At 74.1% G+C, this 17,783-nt stretch carries 17 protein-coding genes; 10 read left to right on the plus strand and 7 right to left on the minus strand.

The genetic code is table 11. The annotated features are described in order from the left end of the window. Positions 1-33: 33 nt before the first annotated feature. The 3 genes from J4709_RS25905 to J4709_RS25915 are packed head-to-tail and all read left to right on the plus strand — an operon-like array spanning position 34 to position 1,584. Positions 34-465: an SRPBCC domain-containing protein gene (locus J4709_RS25905; protein ID WP_208244400.1), complete on the plus strand. Its 432-nt coding sequence runs from the start codon at positions 34-36 to the stop codon at positions 463-465. Further along, positions 455-826, plus strand: coding sequence for an ArsR/SmtB family transcription factor (locus J4709_RS25910; RefSeq protein WP_208244401.1), 372 nt, complete (start codon positions 455-457; stop codon positions 824-826). Before J4709_RS25905 ends, J4709_RS25910 begins: the two co-directional genes overlap by 11 nt. Then, entirely contained in the window at positions 823-1,584 is a 762-nt protein-coding gene (locus tag J4709_RS25915; RefSeq protein ID WP_208244402.1) for a DUF899 family protein, read from the plus strand. The genes J4709_RS25910 and J4709_RS25915 overlap by 4 nt, the downstream gene beginning before the upstream one ends. Positions 1,585-1,631: 47 nt before the next feature. Here J4709_RS25915 and hpaD read toward each other — a convergent pair whose 3' ends face one another. From hpaD to J4709_RS25935, 4 genes are read right to left on the minus strand one after another with little or no spacing between them, the layout of a single operon-like run. Further along, the gene (hpaD, locus tag J4709_RS25920) at positions 1,632-2,645 is read right to left on the minus strand and encodes a 3,4-dihydroxyphenylacetate 2,3-dioxygenase (RefSeq protein ID WP_208244403.1); all 1,014 of its coding nucleotides are present in this window, start codon (positions 2,643-2,645) and stop codon (positions 1,632-1,634) included. Between the two features lie 11 nt (positions 2,646-2,656). Then, positions 2,657-4,150: a 5-carboxymethyl-2-hydroxymuconate semialdehyde dehydrogenase gene (gene hpaE / locus J4709_RS25925; RefSeq protein ID WP_208244404.1), complete on the minus strand. Its 1,494-nt coding sequence runs from the start codon at positions 4,148-4,150 to the stop codon at positions 2,657-2,659. Positions 4,151-4,191: 41 nt separating this feature from the next. Beyond that, on the minus strand, positions 4,192-5,124 hold the full coding sequence (dapA, locus tag J4709_RS25930) for a 4-hydroxy-tetrahydrodipicolinate synthase (protein WP_208244405.1): 933 nt from the start codon (positions 5,122-5,124) through the stop codon (positions 4,192-4,194). 32 nt (positions 5,125-5,156) lie between these two features. Then, positions 5,157-6,587: a fumarylacetoacetate hydrolase family protein gene (locus J4709_RS25935; protein ID WP_208244406.1), complete on the minus strand. Its 1,431-nt coding sequence runs from the start codon at positions 6,585-6,587 to the stop codon at positions 5,157-5,159. Positions 6,588-6,781: 194 nt separating this feature from the next. Between J4709_RS25935 and J4709_RS25940 the strand changes: the two genes are divergently transcribed. Then, entirely contained in the window at positions 6,782-7,522 is a 741-nt protein-coding gene (locus J4709_RS25940) for an alpha/beta fold hydrolase (RefSeq protein WP_208244407.1), read from the plus strand. Positions 7,523-7,573: 51 nt separating this feature from the next. Next, the gene (locus J4709_RS55740; protein WP_208244408.1) at positions 7,574-8,245 is read left to right on the plus strand and encodes a GntR family transcriptional regulator; all 672 of its coding nucleotides are present in this window, start codon (positions 7,574-7,576) and stop codon (positions 8,243-8,245) included. A gap of 444 nt (positions 8,246-8,689) precedes the next feature. On the opposite strand, the gene J4709_RS25950 is transcribed toward J4709_RS55740, so the two are convergent. Continuing rightward, positions 8,690-9,427, minus strand: coding sequence for an SDR family NAD(P)-dependent oxidoreductase (locus J4709_RS25950; protein WP_208244409.1), 738 nt, complete (start codon positions 9,425-9,427; stop codon positions 8,690-8,692). Next, on the minus strand, positions 9,424-10,416 hold the full coding sequence (locus tag J4709_RS25955; RefSeq protein ID WP_208244410.1) for a methyltransferase: 993 nt from the start codon (positions 10,414-10,416) through the stop codon (positions 9,424-9,426). The genes J4709_RS25950 and J4709_RS25955 overlap by 4 nt, the downstream gene beginning before the upstream one ends. Before the next feature lie 101 nt (positions 10,417-10,517). Between J4709_RS25955 and J4709_RS25960 the strand changes: the two genes are divergently transcribed. Continuing rightward, positions 10,518-11,498 carry an aldo/keto reductase gene (locus J4709_RS25960; protein WP_208244411.1) on the plus strand — a complete coding sequence of 327 codons (981 nt, stop codon included), beginning with the start codon at positions 10,518-10,520 and terminating at the stop codon, positions 11,496-11,498. A gap of 5 nt (positions 11,499-11,503) precedes the next feature. On the opposite strand, the gene J4709_RS25965 is transcribed toward J4709_RS25960, so the two are convergent. Further along, a complete protein-coding gene (locus tag J4709_RS25965; protein WP_208244412.1) occupies positions 11,504-12,883 on the minus strand; it encodes an amidohydrolase in 1,380 nt (459 codons plus the stop codon). A gap of 118 nt (positions 12,884-13,001) precedes the next feature. Here J4709_RS25965 and lipP1 point away from each other — a divergent pair, with 118 nt between their 5' ends. The 4 genes from lipP1 to J4709_RS25985 all read left to right on the plus strand — a co-directional run bounded on the left by lipP1 (position 13,002) and on the right by J4709_RS25985 (position 17,737). After that, complete coding sequence (gene lipP1, locus J4709_RS25970) at positions 13,002-13,952, plus strand: LipP1 family hormone-sensitive lipase (protein ID WP_208244413.1); 951 nt, start codon at positions 13,002-13,004, stop codon at positions 13,950-13,952. Beyond that, positions 13,952-14,731, plus strand: coding sequence for an ABC transporter ATP-binding protein (locus tag J4709_RS25975; protein WP_208244414.1), 780 nt, complete (start codon positions 13,952-13,954; stop codon positions 14,729-14,731). The genes lipP1 and J4709_RS25975 overlap by 1 nt, the downstream gene beginning before the upstream one ends. Further along, positions 14,728-16,494: a branched-chain amino acid ABC transporter ATP-binding protein/permease gene (locus J4709_RS25980; protein WP_208244415.1), complete on the plus strand. Its 1,767-nt coding sequence runs from the start codon at positions 14,728-14,730 to the stop codon at positions 16,492-16,494. The genes J4709_RS25975 and J4709_RS25980 overlap by 4 nt, the downstream gene beginning before the upstream one ends. Before the next feature lie 79 nt (positions 16,495-16,573). Next, the gene (locus tag J4709_RS25985) at positions 16,574-17,737 is read left to right on the plus strand and encodes an ABC transporter substrate-binding protein (RefSeq protein ID WP_208244416.1); all 1,164 of its coding nucleotides are present in this window, start codon (positions 16,574-16,576) and stop codon (positions 17,735-17,737) included. The last annotated feature ends 46 nt before the right edge of the window (positions 17,738-17,783 follow it).

Genomic DNA, 17,783 nt, shown 5'->3' on the forward strand with positions numbered 1-17,783 from the left:
GTGGCAACCGTTGGGTTGCTATAGGAGGCCGCCATGGGATTCCCCGATCGGATCGAACGCACCGTCCAGCTCGGCGCACCGCCCGCGAAGGTGTGGGCGGCGCTCACCACGGCCGAGGGGCTGGCCGCCTGGTTCGGCGAAGAGGCGGCGATCGACCCCCGCCCGGGCGGCGCGGCCTGGATGGGCTGGAGCGACGGGTCGGCCGTCGCCATGCGCGTCGAACGGGTCGAGGAGCCGCGGGTGTTCGGCTTCACCTGGCAGGTCAAGGGATTGCCCGAGGACGACCCGCGCCGCACCTACGTCGAGTTCACGCTCGAACCGGCGGGCGCGGGCACGGCGCTGCACGTGGTGGAGACAGGCTTCGCCCAGCTCCCCGAGGACGTCTACCAGGAGGAGTACGACGCCCACGTCGGCGGCTGGGCATCGGAACTGGGCGAGCTCGCCGAGCACCTCGATGCGGCCTGACCTCGAGGCGACCGCCGAGCGGGTCTTCGCCGCGCTCGCCGACCCGTCCCGGCGGTCCGTCCTGGCGGCGCTGGCCGCGGACGGCCCGGCGACCGCCACCGACCTGGCCGTCCGGCTGCCGATCACACGGCAGGCGATCGCCAAGCACCTCGCCCTGCTCACCGAAGCGGGCCTGGTGACGGCCGAACCGGGGGAGCGGCGCCGGATCCGCTACCGGGTGCGCACCGCGCCGATGCGGGTGGCGCAGCAGTTCCTCGCGGTACTGGCGAGCGACTGGGACGACCGCCTCGACGCGCTCAGGGACCACCTCGAGCGGTCACCTCGCAAGAACAACGGCACACGGCATACGGAGGAATCATGAACGACCGGACGAACACGGCCCACGCGGACATCGGCGCCGGGGCGCTGCCCCCGATCGTCGACCGGGCGACCTGGCAGGCCGAACGGGACGCGCTGCTGGTGCGAGAGAAGGCGCACACCCACGAGGGCGACGCGATCGCGGCGGCGCGCCGGCGGCTGCCGATGGTGGAGGTGCCCGCGGACACGCCGCTGACCGGCCCGGACGGGCCCGTCACGCTGCTCGAGACGTTCGAGGGCCGCACGCAGCTCATCGCCTACTTCCACATGTGGCACGACGGCCACCCCGCAGCCGAGCAGTGCGAGGGGTGCACGTTCTTCAACTCGCAGGTGCGGGAGCTGTCCTACCTGCACGCGCGCGACGTCACCTACGCCACGTTCTGCAAGGGCCCGTACGAGGTCAGCGTCCGCTACCGCGACTTCATGGGCTGGGACGTCCCCTGGTACTCGGCACGGGACTCCATCGGCGCCCTGCACGCGGACCGCAGCGCCTTCGGCCTGGCGTGCTACCTGCGGGACGGCGACCGGGTCTTCGAGACGTACTGGACGACCGGCCGCGGCGTCGAGCCGCTGGCGCCGACCTGCGGGCTGCTCGACATGACCGTGTACGGGCGGCAGGAGCGCTGGGAGGACTCGCCCGCCGGATGGCCGCGGCCGCGCGAGAACGACGGCGGCAACTGGCGCTCCGCCGGGCGGCCGACGGCGCAGCTGTCCCGGCTCGAAGCCGGGCGCTCCGACGACCTCGCCGCCCCGCGCCCCTGAGCCGGGGCCGCCCCTGAGCCGGGGCCGCCCCTGAGCCGGGGCTAGCCCTACGTCCCGTCCACGATGCCGAGGCCGTCGGCGCCCACCTGCACCGCCGACTCGTCGAGCACCGACTCCGACACCGGCTGGACCGCGCCGTCCAGGTCGAGGACGGGCGACGCCTCCTTGTACCAGGACTCGATCACCGCGTTGCCCCAGAAGTCGCGGCGGCGGTCGTCGTGGACGTTCCACCGGTACGTCTCGTGGTCGGGGTCGCCGGTGTAGTAGTCGGAGGTGTAGATCTCCACCCGGTGCCCGTCGGGGTCGCGCAGGTAGACGTAGAACGCGTTGGACACGCCGTGCCGGCCGGGGCCGCGCTCGATGTGGTGCTCCTTGCCGAGCGAGCCGAACACGTCGGCGATGTGCAGCACCTGGTGCGACTCGTGGGTCGCCATCCCGACGTGGTGCAGGCGCGGGCCGGCGCCGCCGGTGAACGCGACGTCGTGGACGGTCTGCTTGCGGTACATCCATGCCGCGTACAGCTCGTGCTCGTCGCCCTCGATCGTCTCGGAGCAGCCGAACCCGAGCGAGCGGTAGTGCGCGTACGCGGCGGGGATGTCGGGCGTGCAGACGTTGAAGTGGTCGAGCCGCGCTATCCGCGCGCCCCGGTGCAGGTCGTAGCGCTGGATGAGGCGCTCGCCGCGCGCGATGGCGTGGAAGAACTCGACGGTGAAGCCGAGCGGGTCGACGACCCGGACGGCGTCGCCGACACCGTGCGTCCCGGTGCCGGCGGGGACGCGCCGGACGGGCCGTCCCAGCGCGGCGAAGAACCGTCCGGCGCGTTCCACGTCCTCGGGCGCGCGGACCCGGTAGGCGATGTGGTCCAGCGCCGCGACGGGGCCGGCCCGCAGCACGAGGGAGTGGTGCGTGAGCTCGTCGGTGCCCCGCAGGTAGAGGGCGTCCGCGTCCTCGTGCTGGACGTGCAGGCCGAGCATGTCGACCCAGAACCAGCGGGCCGCCGCGAGGTCGGTGACGGCCAGTTGCGCGTACGCGGAGCGGACGACGTCGGGGGGAGTGCTCATGTGCTCTGCTCCTAGGCGCCGAAGCGAGGCGTGCGGGCCTCGCCGAGCATGACGTGCACGATCTTGGACTCGGAGAAGAAGTCGATGCTGTGCGCGCCGCCCTCGCGGCCGAGGCCCGAGTCCTTCACGCCGCCGAAGGGAGTGCGCAGGTCACGGACGTTGTGCGAGTTGATCCAGACCATACCGGAGGCGACCGCGGCGGCGATGCGGTGGCCGCGGCGCAGATCGCTCGTCCACACGTAGGCGGCGAGGCCGTAGCGGGTGGCGTTGGCGAGCTCGACCGCCTCGGCCTCGCCGTCGAACGGCGCGGCGGCCACGACCGGCCCGAAGATCTCCTCCTGGAAGATCCGCGCGTCCCGCGGGACGTCGGCGAACACCGTCGGCCGCAGGTAGTTGCCCGCCGGGAGGCCGCCGGGCCGCTCGCCGCCCGCGACGAGCCTCGCCTCGCGCCGGCCGATGTCCACGTAGTCCATGACGCGGGCGTAGTGCTCGGGGTGCACGAGCGCGCCGACCTCGGTGGACGGGTCGGCCGGCGGCCCGACCCTGACCTTGTCGGCGCGCTCGGCGAGCCGGCGCGTGAACTCCTCGTAGACGGGCCGCTCCACCAGGACGCGGGACCCGGCGGTGCAGCGCTCGCCGTTGAGGGAGAACACCCCGAACACGACCGAGTCCAGCGCGGCGTCGAGGTCGGCGTCGGCGAACACCACGACCGGGGACTTGCCGCCCAGCTCCATGGACAGCGCTTTCAGGCCGTCGGCGGAGCAGCGCATGATGTGCCGGCCGGTGTCGGTGGAGCCGGTGAACGACAGCAGCGGCACGTCCGGGTGGTCGACGAGGGCCTGCCCGGCGACCTCGCCGATGCCGTGCACGATGTTGACGACCCCGGCGGGCACGCCCGCCTCGGTGAGGATCTCCGGCCACAGGCCGGCCGACAGCGGCGTCCACTCGGCGGGCTTGAGCACCAGCGTGCAGCCGGCCGCCAGCGCCGGCGCCAGCTTCCAGCTCTCCAGCATGAACGGCGTGTTCCAGGGGGTGATCAGCCCGGCGACGCCCGCGGGCGTGCGCACCACGTAGTTGATCTGCTGGTCGCCGACCCGGTAGGACTCCTCGCCGAGCGCGACGATCACGTCGGCGAAGTAGCGGAAGTTCTCCGCGGCGCGGCGGGCCTGCCCGCGCGCCTGGGCGATCGGCAGCCCGGAGTCGAACGACTCCAGTTCGGCGAGCCGGTCCTCGCGCGCCTCGACCGCGTCGGCGACGCGGGTGAGGACGTTCGCGCGCTCGCGGTTCCCGAGGCCCGACCAGGCGGTGAACGCGGCCTTCGCCGCGGCGACGGCGCGGTCGACGTCGGCGGGCCCGCCCGCGGCGGCGACGGCGTAGGGCGCGTTGGAGACGGGGTCGGCGACGTCGAAGACCGCGCCGCCGGCGCTGTCGGCGTGCGCGCCGCCGATCCAGTGCCGGATGCGGTCCGGCAGTCCGGCGGGGCGGGGGCTGGAGGGGAGGGGCATCGTGCTCTCTTCCGGTTCGGTGGTCGGGGCGGCGGCGCGGCTCAGGACCGCCGCGCCAGGCCCGCGGTGAGGTCGCCGGCCTGGTCGAGCAGCGCGCTGATGCGGGCCCGCGCGTCGCCGGACGGGCCGGTCAGCGGCGGCCGGACGCGCCCGGACGGGATCCGGCCGTGCCGCTCCAGCACCCACTTGGCGGGCGCCGGGTTCGTCTCGGCGAACAGCAGGTCCACCAGGGGGTGCAGCCGGTAGTGCAGGTCGCGGGCGGCGGCGTGGTCGCCGGCCGTCCACAGCTCGTACATGCGGGCGACCGCGTCCGGGGCGAGGTTGGCGACGGCGCTGACGAACCCGGCGCCGCCGAGCGCGAGCAGCGGCAGGCACAGCAGCTCGATCCCCGACCAGACGAGCAGCTCCGGCCCGCAGGCGTGCAGGACGCGGGAGAAGTGCTCGAAGTCCTTGGTGGTCTCCTTGATCCCGACGACGTTGTCGAAATCGGTGAACAGCCGCCGGACCGTCCCGGGCGCGATGTCCACGGCGGTGCGGGACGGCACGTTGTAGACGACGATCGGCAGGTCGGGGAACTCGCGGGCGACCGTCGCGTACCACTCGTACAGCGCGTCCTGCGTCGGCCGGGCGTAGTACGGAGTGATCACCAGGGCGGCGTCGGCGCCGGCGTCCCGGGCCGCGGCGGTGACCTCGAGGGTCTCCTCCAGCTTCGCCGATCCGGTGCCGGGCAGGAACGGCACGCGGTCGGCGATCTCGTCGGCGGCGGCGCGGATCGCCTCGATGCGCTCCCCGGTGGTCTGCGCGCTCGGCTCGCCGGTGGACCCGCCGAGCGAGATGCCGTGCGAGCCGGACTCCAGCTGCCAGCGGACCAGCCCGCGCAGCGCGTCGAGGTCGAGGGCGCCGTCGGCGGTGAACGGCGTCACCACCGGGGCGATGGACCCCCGGATCGTGGCCGGGTCGGTGCGGAACTTCAAGTCTCCTCCTCGGGGGACGGGGAAAGGGCTGCTCAGCGGCCGTCGCGGCGCCAGGTCTCGTACGCCTCGCGCCAGCGCGGGCCGAGCGGGTACAGGCCGTCGATCGGCTCGCCGGCGGCGACGCGCTCGGTGATGAAGCGCTCCTGCGCCTCCTGCTCGGCCGCGTCCGCGACGAGCGCCCCGACGAGGTCCGGGGGGATCACGACGACGCCGTCGGCGTCGCCGGCCAGCACGTCGCCGGGCTGGACGAGCGCGCCGCCGCAGGAGATCGGCAGGCCGGTGTCCCACGGGACGTGCCGGCGGCCGAGGACGGCCGGGTGCGCGCCGCCGTGGAAGACCGGGACGTCCAGGCCGGCGACGGTGGCGCTGTCGCGCAGGCCGCCGTCGGTGACGACGCCGGCCGCGCCCCGTTTGGCGGCGCGCAGCGCGAGGATGTCGCCGATCGTCCCGGCGGTGGTGTCGCGGCGGGCGTCCATGACCAGCACCTGCCCGGGCCGCAGCTCCTCCACGGCCCGCTTCTGCGCGTTCATGCCGCCGCCGTGCGCCGTGAACAGGTCCTCGCGGAGCGGCAGGTAGCGCAGGGTGTGCGCGGTGCCGACCATCTTCACGTCGCCGCCGGCGGGATGGACGCCGTCGATCGACATGTGCTGCAGGCCGCGCTTGCGCAGTTGGGAGCTGAGCGTCGCGGTCGACAGCCCGCGCAGGGCCTCCTCGGCGGCCGGATCGAGGGCGGGCTTCGGCCGGTACGCCGAACCCCACGCGTCCGCGCGGACCGCCTCGTCCACGCGGGGCATCGCGCCCCAGCCGGGCAGCGCGCGGTCCGCCTCGACGACCGTGTTGTGCAGCCGTCCGGTCGACTGCGACCCGGCGGTCACCTCGACCTCGACGGTGTCGCCGGGCGAGACGACGGACGCCCCGGCCGGGGTGCCGGTGAGGATGACGTCGCCGGGCTCCAGCGTGACCAGGCGGGACAGGTCGGCGACCAGGTCGGCGAACGGGAACAGCAGCGCGTCGCTGGTGTCGTCCTGGACGAGCTCGCCGTTCACCCAGGTGCGCACGCGCAGCCCGCGCGGGTCCACCGTGCGGGCGTCGAGCAGCCGCGGGCCGACGGGCGTGAAGCCGTCCGCGCCCTTGGAGCGCAGGTTGGAGCCGCGGTCGGCGTAGCGCAGGTCGTGGACGCCGGCGTCGTCGGCCGCGGTCACCCAGCCGACGTGCTCCCAGGCGTCCGCGGGGGAGGCGTGCCGGGCGGTGCGCCCGATGACCAGGGCGATCTCGCCCTCGAACGTCATCAGCTCGCAGCCCGCCGGCCGGACCAGCGGGTCGCCGGCGCCGGCCAGCGAGGACGGCGGCTTCAGGAAGTAGGACGGCCGCGCCGGGATCCGGCCGCGCTCGCGGGCCCGGGAGGGGAAGTTCAGATGGACGGCGATGACCTTCGAGGGCCGGTTGCCCAGCGGGTGCGGCACGAGGGGCTCTCCTGTGGCGGACGGCTGTCGGACGAGGGGTAGAGGAAATCGTATATGAAGTCATGCACAATATCGAGAGTTCGGTCTTCGGGGAAGCGGCGCGGACCGTTCAGCGGATCGCGCCGCGGAAACGGCCGGGTCCGTGCAGTATGATCGCAAATCGTGTACGAAATCCTCTAGGAGGTGCTTGAAGGATGCGCGACCGAGGCGGCCTCGCGGCCCGCACGCTCACCCCCGCCGAGCCCGTCGACGCGCCGCCCGTGCTGCTCGTGCACGGCTTCGGCTCCGACGGGGCGGCCGACTGGATCGACACCGGCACCGCCGCCGCCCTCACCGCCGCCGGCCGCACCGTCGTCGTGCCCGACCTGCCCGGCCACGGCGCCAGCCCCGCCCCGCGCACGGCCGCCGGCGCCACCGCCCCCGCGCTCGCCGCCGCCCTCCTCGCCGTCATGGACGACGCCGGCGCCACCGCCTTCGACATCGCCGGATACTCCCTCGGCGCCCGCATCGCCTGGGAGATCGCCGCCACCGCGCCCGGCCGGGTGGAACGGTCCGTCCTCGGCGGGCTCAGCCCCGCCGAGCCGTTCACCGCCGTCGACATCGCCGCCCTGCACCGGCACGTCGCCGACGGCACCCCCTGCGCCGACCCGTTCACCGCGGCCATCGCCGCCATGGTCACGGCGCACGGCGACCGCGCGCCCGGCCTCGCCCGCTGCGTCGAAGGACTGCGCTCCACGCCGTTCGCCGGCGGCCCCTGGAACGCGAAGGTCCTTCCCGTCTTCGTCGTCGGCGAGAATGATGACCTGACCCGAGGAATCGGGGACCTCGCCGAGGGACTCGGCGGGGCCGGGCTGGTGACCGTCCCCGGCGCCCACCACGAGGTGCCGGGCGGGGCGCGCTTCCGGGAGGCCCTCCTGGACGCGCTGGCGCGGTGACCCGGCCGCCGAACGGGACCGGGGGTGCGGGCCGACGATGAGGAGAACCGGGTGAGTTCCGCCAGGAAGCAGGACCAGGGCAAGGAGAGCAAGGCAGAGTTCTGCTACGAACTGCTGCGGTCGCGCATCCTCGAGGGCACCTACGTGCCCGGATACCGGCTGGTCATCAACCAGCTCGCGCAGGAGACCGGGGTCAGCACGATCCCGCTGCGCGAGGCGCTGCGCCGCCTGCAGTCCGACGGGCTGGTCGAGGTCGTCCGCAACGTCGGCGCCCGCGTCGCCGTCTTCGACGCCGAGCAGGTCGAGCACACCCTGCAGATCCTCGCGCGGCTGGAAGGGTACGCCACCGCGATCTCCGCCCCGTTCATGAAGGCCGCGCACATCGACGCCTCCCGCAAGATCAACGACCGGATGGTGGAGGCGCTGGAGGAGTTCGACCCGACCGCGTTCACCGCCCTCAACCGCGAGTTCCACTTCTCCATCTACGAGCACTGCCCGGACGCCCACCTGCGCTCCCTCCTCGAAGCCGAGTGGACCCGCCTCGACCACATGCGCCGCTCCACCTTCAGCTACGTCCCCGGCCGCGCCCGCCGCTCGGTCGAGGAGCACGAGCGGATCCTCGCGCTCATCTCCGGCGGCGCCGACCCCGCCGAGATCGAACGCGTCGCCTGCGCCCACAAGAACGCCACCGCCGACGCCCTCCACAGCGCTAAACAGCGTTAGCCCAGGGGGGCGACCCCCTGGAACCCCCGTCACGGTCGGCGAACCGTTTTCCCGCTCCGCTAGAGCTCCGCGGCAAAACGGCTCACCGACCGCCGGGCATGCCCGCTGCGCTCGCTAGCGCTCGCTCCGCGTGCCTGCCCGTGGCTGTGTTTTCCCAGGGGGGCGACCCCCTGGAACCCCCGTTGCGACGGACAAGGCGTTTCCCGCTCCGCTAGCGCTCCGCGCGAAACGCCTTGTCCGTCGTCGGGCAGGCCCGCTCCGCTCGCTGGCGCTCGCTCCGCGTGCCTGCCCGTGACCGGTGGCTGAGCTTCGAACCACCGGCGTTGGAGTCCAAACCGTTGGGGACGGGGCTCAAGCCGCCTGGTCCGGACTCGGGTGTGCGGGCCGGACGCGCCGGGGCCCTGGGCCGGGCGAGGGGGAGGGGACCGGCGCGTCCGGGGCTTGTCAGGTGAGGAGTTGGCCGCCGTCGACCTGGACGATCGCGCCGGTGATGTGGGCGGCCTGGTCGGAGGCCAGGAAGACGACCAGCGGGGCGATGTCGGCGGTGGCGGCGATGCGGCCTAGGGGGATGCGGGCCTCCCACGCGGCGCGGGCCTGCGGGTCGTCCATCAGCCCGGCGGTCATCGGGGTGTGGACGGGGCCCGGCGCGACGCCGTTGACGCGGATGCCGTGCCCGGCGAGCTCCAGCGCGGCGGTGCGGGTCAGAGCGTCCACCGCGGCCTTGGTGGCCTCGTAGTGGCCGAGGCCGGCGGTCGGCTGGCGCGCGCCGATCGAGCTGATGTTGACGATGCGGCCGCGCGTGCCGCGCTCGATCATCTGGTTCGCGACGGCCTGGGTGACGGTGAAGGTGCCGCGCAGGTTGACGGCGACGACGGTGTCGAAGACCTCCAGCGGCAGCGCGGTGAGGGGACCGCCGCCCGCGACCAGGCCGGCGTTGTTCACCAGGATCTCGACGGGCCCGGCGAGCTCAGTGGCGCGCGCGACTCCGGCGGCGACGGACGCGGCGCCGGTGACGTCCAGGGTCACGGCGTCGCAGCCGAGCTCCTTGGCGGCGGTGGCGGCGCCGTCCTCGTTCCGGTCGGCGATCACGACGCGGTCCCCCGCGGCGGCGAAGGCCGCGGCGACGGCCTTGCCGATGCCGCTCGCTCCGCCCGTCACGAGGACGGCCCGCCCGGCGCTCACCGGGCCTCCGCGATGATGATCCGCGGGCTGCCGGGCAGCTCGCGGGTCTCGACCGGTTCCCAGCCGGCGTCCTTCAGCCAGCCGCGCACCTCGTCCTCGGGGTGGACGACCGTGCCGTCGATGACGAGGTACTCGCCGGCGTGCAGGGCGTCGATGGCGCGCTGGTGCGGGTCGGCGTCGAGGAAGAAGTCGAGCAGGACGAGGGTGGCGCCGGGGGAGGCGGCGCGCCGGGCCCGCTCTATGATGGCCCTGTTCTGCCCGGCGTCGAACCGGTGCACGACGTGTTCGAGCAGCACGAGGTCGTGGAGCCCGGGGACGTCGCCGGTCACCGGGTCGGTGCGGACGACCTCGACGCGGTCGCCGGCGCCCGCGTCGTCGATGACCTTGCGGGCGAAGTCGACCAGCTCGCCGGCGGAGGCGAAGGTGCCGCGGGCGTCGGGGGCGGCGGTCAGGGCCTCGGCGAGGAACGAGCCGGACAGCCCGCCGAAGTCGAGGATCCGCCGGTACGGGGTGAAGTCGAAGACCTCGGCGAGCATGCGGGCGTGCAGGGCGTTGTAGGTCATCACGCCGCCCATGAACGTCTGCATCCGGTCGCCGGCGAGGTCGAGGGGCTGTGGCTTCGCGGTCCGGGTCGTTTCGGCGAACCCGAGCCAGTGCCCGTAGCTGATCGCGTCGAGGAAGGCCAGGAAGGGGCGCAGGTCCACGCCGTCCTCGGCGCCGGCCAGGTAGGCGGCGGTGGCGGAGGTGTTGGCGTAGCGGCCGTCCTCGCGGGTCAGCAGGCCGAGGCCGGACAGGGCGTCGCCGAGGATCCGGGCGGTGCGCTCGGGCAGGCCGGTGCGGGCGGCCAGTTCCGGCGCGCCGGCCGGGCCCGCGGCGAGCGCGGCGAAGACGCCGGCCTCGCTGGCCGCGAACAGCTGTTTGGCGGCCATGTAGCCGGTGGCGACGCCGAGGATGCCGGACGGGTCGGCGCCGGGGGAGGGAAGCGGCATGGGCGATCTCCTTCTCCGAAAAGATATGCAGGATGCTATACGATCACTCCGTCAACGGCCACCGCCGCCCGCGGCGGCCGCTCAGCGATCGGAGGTCACCGATGGAGTTCTCAGCACGGGTGCCGAGGCGCCGCCTGGGCGCGGACGGCCCTGAGGTGCCGCCGCTGGCGCTCGGCTCCTGGAACACCTGGGACCGGATGGAGCGCGAGGCGGCCGCCGAGCTGGTGCGGCTGGCCGTGGACGGCGGCGCGGACATGTTCGACGTCGCGCACTACGACTTCGGCCCGCACGCGGAGAACGCGGTCACCGACGTGCTGTTCGGGCAGGCCGTCCGGGACGCGGGCCTCGCACGCGATGACTACCTTCTGTGCGGCAAGCTCTGGCTCTGGGAGTACCCGGCCCTGTCCTTCGCCGAGCAGATCAAGGTGTCGCTGGGGCGGATCGGCACCGACCGCGCCGACACCGTCGTCGTCGGCGACTTCATGGAGAAACCGGACCTGCGGGCCGTCGTCGCGGACGTCGCCGAGCTGGTGCGGGCGGGCCGGTTCGCGTCCTGGGGCGTCAACAACTGGTCTGCCGCAGACGTGCTGTTCGCCCGCCGGTTCGCCGCCGCGGAGGGCCTCGTCCCGCCGTCGTTCGCGCAGCTCAAGTACAGCCTGGCGCGCCGTTCGGTGCCCGAGGGGGCGCCCTACCGCCGGCTGTTCGAGGACGGTCTCGGACTGCAGGCGTCGGACGTCCTGGAAGGCGGCATCCTCGCCGGGAGGCTCGACCCGCAGCGCAAGATCGGCCAGGACCCCGGCGGCATCCGCGACCGGATCCGCGCCGCGTTCCCGCAGGTCCAGCAGGTCGCCGAGCGGTTCGGCGCCACTCCGGCGCAGCTCGCGATCGCCTACTGCCTGACCCACCCGGCCGTGGCGAACGTCCTCGTCGGCGTCAGCCGCAAGGCGCAGCTCGAGGACGACCTCGCCGCGCTGGACCTGCTCGCCCGGCACGGGGACGAGCTCCCCGAAGCGGCCGCCGGCCTCTGGCTGGACGAGGGCGTCGTCGACCCCGCCGCGTCCTGGGGCACCGACGCCCCCTGACACCGTCAGCGGTGTTCGTGGATCACCTCGCCGTCCAGGACGGTCAGCGCGATCGGAACCTCGGGCAGGGCGGCGGGTTCGAGGTCGAACAGGTCGGCGTCCAGGACACACAGGTCGGCGGCCTTCCCGGGTTCGATCGAGCCCTTCGCGTGCTCGGCGCCGTCCTGCCATGCCGGGGTGATCGTGTAGGCGCGCAGCGCCTCGGTGAGCGCGAGCCGCTGCGCGGCGCCGCGGACGCTCCCGTCCACGGCGCGGCGGGTCACGGCGGCGGCGACGCCGGCCCGCCAGTCGGGGGTGAGCACGGGCGCGTCCGAGCTGAGCGACAGCCGGACGCCCGCGTCGAGCGCGTCGCGGGTCGGCCAGGCGTCGCGGAGGGCGTCCGCGCCGAGCGCGGCGGCCAGCAGCGGCTCGGTCGCGACCGGGATGCCGGCCTGCGTGTTCAGCCCGATCCCGTGCGCGGCCAGGACGGCCAGCGTCGCGGGGGAGAGCAGGTCGCCGTGGATGACGTAGTGCCGGGCGTCCCGGCCGTCGCGGCCCGTCGCGGCGGCGAACGCGTCCGCGACGACCCGGGTGGCGCGGTCCCCGGTCGCGTGCACGCCGACCTGGTGGCCGGCGTCGTGCGCCACGGCGATCATCGCGCGGAGCGCGGCCTCGCGCTCGGTGTCGTCCGCGCCGTCGACCAGCAGTGACCCGTGCCCGCCGCCGGCGTAGGGACGGTCCGTCCAGGCGGTGCGCATCGGTGGGATGCCGTCGGCGAAGATCTTGACGCCGGCGACCCGGAACCGGCCCGGCACGTCCGCCGGCGGGACGAACTCGCGCAGCCCCTTCGCCAGTTCGGCCGCCGAGCTGCGGCCGTCCAGCTCCCCGAACAGCATCAGCGCGGTGACCCGCGCCTTCAGCGCGCCCTCGGCGGCGAGGTCGGCGTAGTCGCGCAGCGCCGCGGAGCCGAAGCAGCCGCTCGGGCCGTCGTCCTCGCCGGGGCCGAGGCCGGGCTCGGTGTAGCTGGTGACGCCGAGCGAGGCCAGCAGGTCGGCCGTGCGCAGGATCGCGCGGCGCCGGTCGGCGGAGGACTCCAGCCGGGACGGCGTCTCGTGCGCGTGCCCGCCGGATCCGGCCAGCTGGTCCATGAGCAGCGACGGCCACATCGCGCCGAGCCAGACGCCGTGCAGGTGCGAGTCGTTGATGCCCGGCAGCACCGACCGCCCGGCCAGCCGGACGACCCGGGTACCGCGCCCGACCAGCGGCGCGACCTCGGCGGCGGTGCCGACGCGGGCGATGCGGCCGGCGCGCACCGCGACGGCCTCGGCCACCCGGTCGCGGGCGTCGGCGGTGTGCACGCGCCCGCCGGTGAGGACGAGGTCGGCCGCGGGGGATTCGTCGGTCATATCGCGCTCCAGCTCTGGACACCGTCGATGGTATGCCTTTAACGTACACGGAATCAGATACGATTTCGGAGTGCCCGGCCCCCGGGGCCCGGGCGCACCGGGCCTTCGGAGGTAATCGATGCCCCTTCATCCCGAGGCGCAGCGGATCGTCGACCGCACCCCCGCCGAGGACCCGAACCGGTCGGCCGGACCGCTGGACGTCCCCGCGATCCGCGAGCAGTTCAAGTCGATGTGGACGGTGCCGGAGAACCTGCGGCGGGTCGGGTCGGTCGCCGACACCGCGATCCCGGGCCCGGCCGGCGACCTCCCGGTGCGCGTCTACACCCCGGAGGGGGACGGCCCGTTCCCCGCGTTCGTCTGGTTCCACGGCGGCGGCTGGACGATCGGCGGGCTCGACGAGAACGAGTTCTCCTGCCGCGCCGTCTGCGCCGCGGCCGGGGCGGTCGTCGTCTCCGTCGACTACCGGCTCGCCCCCGAGGACCCCTTCCCGGCCGCCGCCGAGGACGCCTACGCCGCCGTCCGGTGGGTCGCCGCGCACGGCGCCGGGATCAACGCCGACCCCGCCCGGATCGCCGTCGGCGGCGAGAGCGCCGGCGGCAACCTCGCCGCGGTCGCCGCGCTCAAGGCCCGCGACCTCGGCGGGCCCGAGCTCGCCTTGCAGGTGCTCGTCTCGCCCGTCCTCGGCCACCCCGAGGACGGGCGCGCGTCCTACGCCGAGTTCGCGGAGGGCTACTTCCTCTCCAAGGCGAGCATGGACTGGTTCTTCACCACCTACCCGACCGGCCCGGCCGACCTCGACGACCCCTACCTCCTCCCGCTGCGCTCCAAGGACCTCTCCGGCGTGGCGCCCGCGCTGATCCTCGAAGCCGAATGCGACGTGCTCCGCGACGAGGGGGAGGAGTACGCGCGGCGGCTGAGGGACGCGGGCGTCGACACCGAACTCGTCCGCTACGACGGCCTGATCCACGCGTTCTTCGGCCCGCTCGCCTCCGAGCTGTCGGCCGCCGCGCAGGCCCACGCCCGCGCCGCCGCCGCACTGCGCTCCGCCTTCGGGACGGACGGCGAGTGATGGAGGCTCCGGCTCTCGCGCTGGAGGGCGTCGCCGTCGACCGGGCCGAGGTGCCGGTCGTCCACGACGTCGCGCTGGAGGCCGCGCGGGGCGAGGTCACGGTCGTGCTCGGCGCGAACGGCGCGGGGAAGACGACGCTGATGGACGGCATCGCCGGCCTGGCCCAGGTCAAGTCCGGGACGGTCCGGCTCGCCGGCACCGCCGTCGAGAAGCTCGCCCCCTACAAGCGGGCGCGGGCGGGGCTCGGCTACGTCGAGCAGGCGCGCACCACGTTCCGGACCCTGACCGTCGAGCAGAATCTGCTGGTGTCCCAGCGGGGCGACGGCGACCTCGCGACCGTCTACCGGCTCTTCCCCGAGCTGGACAAGCGGCGCGGCCTGCAGGCCGGGCACCTGTCGGGCGGCGAGCAGCAGATGGTGGTGCTCGGCCGCGCGCTGGTGTCGGCGCCCAAGGTCGTGCTGATCGACGAGATGTCGCTCGGCCTCGCGCCGCTCGTCGTGCGGCGGCTGATGACCACGGTCGGCGAGCTGGCCGGGATGGGGATCGCGGTGGTGCTCATCGAGCAGTTCGCGAACCTGGCCCTGGACGTCGGGACCAGCGCGCACGTGCTCCGCAAGGGCCGGATCGTGTTCTCCGGCCCGTGCGCCGAGCTGCGCGGCGACGAACGGCGGCTGCACCGGCTGTACTTCGGCGGCGCCCCGTCCGCCGGCGGCCCGAGATCCGACGGCGCGGAACCCGGCGGCGCGACGCCGCCGGCCGCGGAGAGCGAGGCGCGATGAACCCGACCGGCAGGCTCCAGTCCGGCCGGAGCCTCGGCACCGGCCTCGCCGCGGCCGTGCTCGCCTGCGCGGTCCTCCCGGCGGTGCTGCCGCCGTACTGGATCTACCTGGCGATCAGCGCCGCGGTCAGCGCGGTGATCATGCAGAGCTTCGGCGTGATCGTCGGCCGGGCCGGCGTGATGTCGCTGTGCCAGATGTCGTTCGCGGCGATCGGCGCGTGGGTCGTGCTGAAGCTCAACGTGATGGGCGCGCCCGGCGGGTTCTTCGCCTGGCTGCTGCTCGGCGGCCTCGCGGCGGTGCCGGTGGGCGTCGCCATCGGGCTGCCCGCGCTGCGCATCCGCGGGGTGAACCTCGCCGTCGTCACCTTCGGGTTCGCCGTGTCCGCCGACATCGTGTGGAACTCCAACCCGTTCCCCGGCGCGGCGGACCTGACGATGCTGGACCGGCCCGCGCCGTTCGACGGCGACGGCGGCTACTTCGTCCTCTGCGTGATCGTGTTCACCGTGATCGCGGTGGCGCTGCGGGCGATCGGCCGGACGCGGCTCGGCCTGTCCTGGTACGAGCTGCGGCACTCCGAGCGGTCGGCCGCCGCGCACGGCGTCTCGGTGGCGCGCAGCAAGCTCGCCGCGTTCGCGATCAGCGCCTTCGTCGCCGGGATCGGCGGCGGGCTGCTCGCCGGTCAGCTCAGCATGGTCGTGCCGAGCAACTTCGCGATGGGCCAGTCCCTCGCGCTGTTCGCCGTCGCGATCATGATCGGGCCGCACCACCCCGAGGGCGCGGTGCTCGGCGGCGTGTTCGGCGCCGTGATGGCGACGATCATGGACAAGCTGTCGCTGCCGCAGGACTTCGGAGGCGTGCTGTTCGGCGCGGGCGCGCTGCTCGCGCTGCGCAGCGGGCTCAGCCAGACCGACATGACCCGGATGCGCAAGCGCGAGCGCGACGCCCGCAAGCTCCTCGACCGGACCGGCGACGAGCACCCTGGCGACGCGCCCGCCGTGGTGCCCGCGCCCCGTCCGCCCGCCGGCTCCGGCGCGGCCGGCGGCTCCGCTCCGGCGGCGCTGAAGGTGACCGGGCTGACCGTGCGGTTCGGCGAGGTCGTCGCGCTGGACGCGGTCGACCTGACGGTCCCGGACGGCGCGGTCGCCGGGCTGATCGGCCCGAACGGCGCCGGCAAGTCGACGTTCATCGCGGCGGCGACCGGGTTCGTCGCGGGCTACCGGGGCTCGGTGGAGCTGGCCGGCGCCCGGCTGGACCGGCTCGGGCCGAGCGCCCGCGCGAAGCGCGGCCTGCGGCGCACGTTCCAGACCACCGCGATCGCCCCTGAACTGTCCCTGTACGAGTACCTGACGATCGGCTCGGGCCGGCGCCTCCCGCGCGCCGAGGCCGACGAGCTGCTGGAGTTCTTCGGCTGCCCGCCCGGCGACGTCCCGGTGTCCATCGTCGACGCGGGCAGCCGCCGGCTGCTGGACGTCGCCGCGGCGATCGCGGCGCGCCCGAAGGTGGCGCTGCTCGACGAGCCCGCCGCGGGCCAGTCCGCCGCCGAGTCGCTGGCGCTCGGCCGGCGGCTCACCGAGGTCCCCGCCAGGTTCGGGGTGTCGATCCTGCTCGTCGAGCACGACATGGAGCTCGTCCAGGCGACGTGCGCGCAGGTCACCGTCCTCGACTTCGGGCACGTCATCGCCTCCGGGCCCACCGCCGAGGTCCTGGAGGAGCCGGCCGTCCGGGCCGCCTACCTCGGGACCGCGGACGTCCCCGCCACCTGACGACCCGCGCCGCGTCCGCGCGCCCACCCGCACGCGCGCACCCCCAGTCCATCCCACCCCCCAAGCAAGGGCTCATGCCATGAAGCGCACCCTCTCGACGGCGGCGGCCGTGCTCGCCGTGTCCGTCACCGTGTCCGTGACCGCGGCCGGCTGCCGGTCGGGCGACTCGACGAAGGGGCCGATCAAGGTCGGCTCGATCAACGGCATCACCGGGCTGTTCCAGACGCCCGAGGTGCCGAAGGCCGTCAAGGCGGTCTTCGACGAGGTCAACGCCTCCGGCGGGATCGGCGGCCGGAAGCTGAAGCTGATCAGCAAGGACGACGCGATGGACCCGCAGCGCTCCAGCCAGGCGGCCCGCGAGCTGATCAAGTCCGACGGCGTCGTCGCGTTCGCCGGGTCCTCCAGCGCGGTGGACTGCGGGCTGAACCGCGTCACCTACAGCAAGGAGAAGATCGTCTCCGTCCCGGCCGTCGGCGTCGACCCGGCCTGCTTCACCAGCCCGAACATCGCCCCCGTCAACCCGGGGCCGTACGCGCTGACGACCGCGATGCTGTACTACGCGTCCGAGACGCTGAAGAAGCAGAGGATCTGCATCGACTACACGGTCCTTCCGGGCAGCGGCGGCGGCATCGAGAACGCCATCAAGAAATGGACGGGGCTGACCGGCAAGACGCTCGCCCACAAGAACCTCGCGGTCGGCAACGGCGACCCGACCCGCTACCTCGTCGCCGACAAGAACGCCGGCTGCGAGGCCGTCCTCTACAACGCGACCGTCGCGCCGTGGTTCTCGCAGGCCAAGACGCAGGGCATGCAGAACGTCGACTTCCTGCTGGCGGCCAACAGCTACACCGACGCCAACGCGAAGGTGATCCCGGCGGGCATGAACGCCTACTGCGGCGCCGAGTGGCAGCCGTACACCGATCCGACGCTGCCGGGCAACGACCGCTGGGCGAGGATCGTCGAGAGGAACGGCATCCAGAAGACGGCGTTCAGCCAGGGCGCGGTGATGGCGGCGGACCTCTTCGTCCAGGTCCTCAAGGGCATCAAGGGCGCCATCACCCGCGAGTCCGTCACCAAGGCGTTCAAGGCGATGAAGCCGGTCGACTACCCGATGGCCGCCAACCCGTGGGTGTTCGGGCCCGGCAAGGAGCACAACCCGATCAAGGGCACCCGGTTCGTGAAGGCCGACGCCGGCGGCTGGAAGGTCCTGCCCGAGGGGTTCACCGTCCCCGGCGAGAAGTAGCGGGACGAGCAGATCCGACCGCCGGGCGCGCGGACCCGCGCGCCCG

The organism is Actinomadura violacea (assembly GCF_017573465.1).
In the GTDB taxonomy this organism is placed as follows: Bacteria; Actinomycetota; Actinomycetes; order Streptosporangiales; family Streptosporangiaceae; genus Spirillospora; species Spirillospora violacea.